General features: G+C 57.9%; 5 protein-coding genes. All 5 read right to left on the bottom strand.

Going from position 1 to position 3,114, the window contains the following annotated elements; all coding sequences use genetic code 11:
* On the bottom strand, window positions 1–326 hold a 326-nt coding region (locus NFR51_RS10905), incomplete at its 3' end, for a transposase (protein WP_251713608.1).
* Window positions 327–395: 69 nt separating this feature from the next.
* Window positions 396–665, bottom strand: coding sequence for a hypothetical protein (locus NFR51_RS10900; RefSeq protein WP_251713607.1), 270 nt, complete (start codon window positions 663–665; stop codon window positions 396–398).
* Window positions 655–2,295 (bottom strand): IS66 family transposase, encoded by a 1,641-nt coding sequence (gene tnpC, locus NFR51_RS10895; RefSeq protein ID WP_369127883.1) that lies wholly within the window; start codon window positions 2,293–2,295, stop codon window positions 655–657. The genes NFR51_RS10900 and tnpC overlap by 11 nt, the downstream gene beginning before the upstream one ends.
* Before the next feature lie 28 nt (window positions 2,296–2,323).
* A complete protein-coding gene (tnpB, locus tag NFR51_RS10890; protein WP_016915087.1) occupies window positions 2,324–2,668 on the bottom strand; it encodes an IS66 family insertion sequence element accessory protein TnpB in 345 nt (114 codons plus the stop codon).
* Window positions 2,665–2,952, bottom strand: coding sequence for an IS66 family insertion sequence element accessory protein TnpA (gene tnpA, locus NFR51_RS10885; protein WP_251713606.1), 288 nt, complete (start codon window positions 2,950–2,952; stop codon window positions 2,665–2,667). Before tnpA ends, tnpB begins: the two co-directional genes overlap by 4 nt.
* Window positions 2,953–3,114 lie beyond the last annotated feature (162 nt).

Here is a 3,114-nt window from a genome sequence, read left to right as displayed (position 1 = left end):
CAGATCGCCCGTGCTTTTTTTGACAGCGTCAGCAGTGCAGCTGTCTCCGCGAGTGCTGTGTTCTTGCGCTGTAGCTCTCGTTCCAGCTCTTTGATCCGCTTGCGCTGCTGCTTGGCTTCATCCGCTTCTCGACGGCGGTCCTCATAGGACAGGCTGGCGGCTTGTTCGCAGTCATGACGCCAGCGTTGCAGCTGCTCGGGATACAGTCCCCGTTGACGACAATAGGCAGCAACGTCTTCGGTGTTCATCGCTGCGGTCTCAACCACCGCTGCAAACTTGTCTCGGGACGACCAGCCGGTCGTACCCTGGTCACTTGCATCGGGCAAGCAGCGTCCCTCAGCACGAGCTTCTTTGCGCCACTTGTAAGTAAGCGTTCATTCCAAGACGTAGTTGACCTACTTCACGTCACGGAGGGGCCTTAATAACTCCGGCGAGACCTTGTATTGCTTCCTGCCATCCTCCCCCAGCACGATCACACTCTTACGGTTGATCTTGGTGACGATCCCAAGCACCGGTCCTTCTCGACCTTCGAAGGTCACTTTCAGACCAACCCGCACCCGACTCAAGGCTTGCAGGGTTTCCTGTTCTTGCAGTTCATCAATGCGCTGGCAGATGTACTGGTTCAGTTCCAGCAACTCGTCGATGCTCATGTCCTCAATGCGCATGGACGACCTCCACCGGTGTAAGTTGCGTGGCTTGTCGGTCCGGATGACGTGGATCGATCAGAGCCCGTAGCGGATTCTCGGCGAACCGGATTTTCCAGAGCCGCGGAGTCAGATTCGCCACTTCACTGGCGGGATGCTGACTGACACGCTGCAGCACGTCCACCAGATATGTGTACGGGGTAATATCGTGCAGCTTGCAGGTGCTGATCAGGCTCTGGATGATACCCAGGTGTTCCGCGCCCAGTTCAGTCCAGCAGAACATCCAGTTTTTCTTGCCCATGGGAATGGGCCGCAAAGCCCGTTCCAGGTGGTTGGTGTCTGGCTGCACGTCCGGGTTTTCCAGGAACACGGTCAGGCTGGCTTCCCGGCCGAGCACGTAATTCAGGGCTTTGGTTAACGGTTCACTGGGTAACAGGCCGCCTTGCCCCAACTGATCCCGGCACCATTGGAAGAAGCCGCTGACGACCGGCTTCGCATGGTCCAGCCGGTATTGACGCTTCTTCTCGCCGGTGAGCTCCTTTTCCTTAATGGTATCTTCAATCTGGTACAGCTTCGCGATCTGTTGCAGGGCTTCGGTGGCCTTCTCAGGATGATCCTTTTGGGCCTCAACGAAGCAACGGCGACTATGCACCCAGCATTGAGCATGAGTAATGCCTTTCTGGGCCGCGGCATAGCGGGCATATGCGGCATAACCATCGCTGATCAGAGTGCCACTGAATTGGTCGTTCAGAACCTGCTCGATGTGCAGTCGGCCCCGACTGTTCGAGTAGGTAAACACCACTTCGTCGTCATCACCGTATAGGGGCCAGAACCAGCCTGTTTTCATCTTGCCTTTCTGCGGGCCTGCCCGGCCCTGGTGGCCCGCTTTGATGGGTGTTTCGTCCATGGCCAGCACCCGGCTGCGCAGCACGTTGTCGGTCTGGGCGTCCACAATGGGCCGAAGCAGGTCGATGGCCCGCTTCACCAGGTTCGTCAGGGTGCTGCGGCTGAGGGTAATACCCGCTTGTTGAATGCGCTGGTGCTGGCGATACAGCGGCAGGTGGAACTGGAACTTGTCCACCAGCAACCCGGCCAGCAGGCTGACATCGGCCAGGCTGTTGTCCAGCACGTTGAACGGGGCTGGTGTTGTCACAGGTTTTTGATCCGTGCCCTTACGACGGAACACCGGGCGTTCGCATTTGAGCACCACATAGCTGGAGGCCCGCTGGGCCAGACGGTAGGTGGTTTTGGTGCCGATGATGTCGTATTGGTCGGCGTCCGGCCCGGTCAGCTCCGGCGGCAGTTGCTCGATCACTTCCACCGGTACATCGGCAGTAAAGCGCAGGCCGGTGTCGTTCAGGCAGTCGTCGTCCCGCTGTTTCTTGCCAGTGCCACGCTGATAGGCTTTAACCGTGCGCTTCTCATTTTTCGGCGGCTGCACCGGAACCGGGGCGTCATCCGACGCGAACAGGCTATCCTGCCCAGGCAGGTCAAACACCTGCTTCTCGGACTTGGGACCGAACAGCTGCTTCTTGAACCAGTCCAACTGCCGCTGCATGACCTGAAGTTGTTCACGCAGCAATGCATTCTCCTCGGCCAGGGCCGAGTAAGAAGGCGTGTTGGAAGAGGTAGTGGAAGCCGTTGAATTCATGGCCCATATTATACCGGAAGTCCGTCTTCTATACCCCTCGAAAACGCTTGAACTGGCGGTATTTCTGCACCTCGATGCCGTCGATCAGCAGTTGCAGATCCGTCAGGGTCAGGGCTCGCTGACCGGAGGCGGATAACGGCACCCGGAACTGCCCCTGCTCCAGGCGCTTGGCCCACAGGCAATAACCGGTAGCGGTAAAATACAGCATCTTCATCTGGGTCTTGCGACGATTGACGAAGACGAAATACTGGCCACTGAGTGGGTCGTGCTTCAACTGATTCCGAACCAGGGCACTCAGGCCCCGGAACGATTTGCGCATGTCGGTGGGCTCGGTGCACAGCCAGATGCGCGCCTGACTATCGAGCCCGATCATCCGTGCTGGCTCAGCCGGAGTTCAACGCCGTTGCCCAGGCTGAGCACAATGTGCCAGCCTGGGCCGGACTGCGCTGCACCCATCAGAGAGGACAGGTCCAGAAAACCGGCTTCGCCGGAATCCGCTGAGTCACCGGCCGCCTGATCGGACAGGCGCTTGCGCCAATTGCAGAAACTGGCGTAACCGATGTTCTCTTGTTTGCAGAACTTCGAAGCTGACAGACCACTGTCTCGCTGCTGATTGACCAGGGTCTGCCACTGTTCGGGTGTGCGGTGCTTTCTCATGGGGGTAACCTCGTGTTGGAAAGTGTGAGGTTACTTTAGGGCGATTTTCAGCAGGTTGGCAGAACGTCGTGGAATGAACGCTTACGTCAAAGAGCAGGCCTTATGCGATGGATAGCAAAGTTCGTGGGGATTCCTCAGGGTTTAAGGGGCGTTTTTTTTGTC

The sequence above is a fragment of the Lactococcus ileimucosae genome (genome assembly GCF_943193185.1).
Taxonomy (GTDB): domain Bacteria; phylum Bacillota; class Bacilli; order Lactobacillales; family Streptococcaceae; genus Lactococcus; species Lactococcus ileimucosae.
This window is presented reverse-complemented; position numbering and strand designations above follow the sequence as displayed.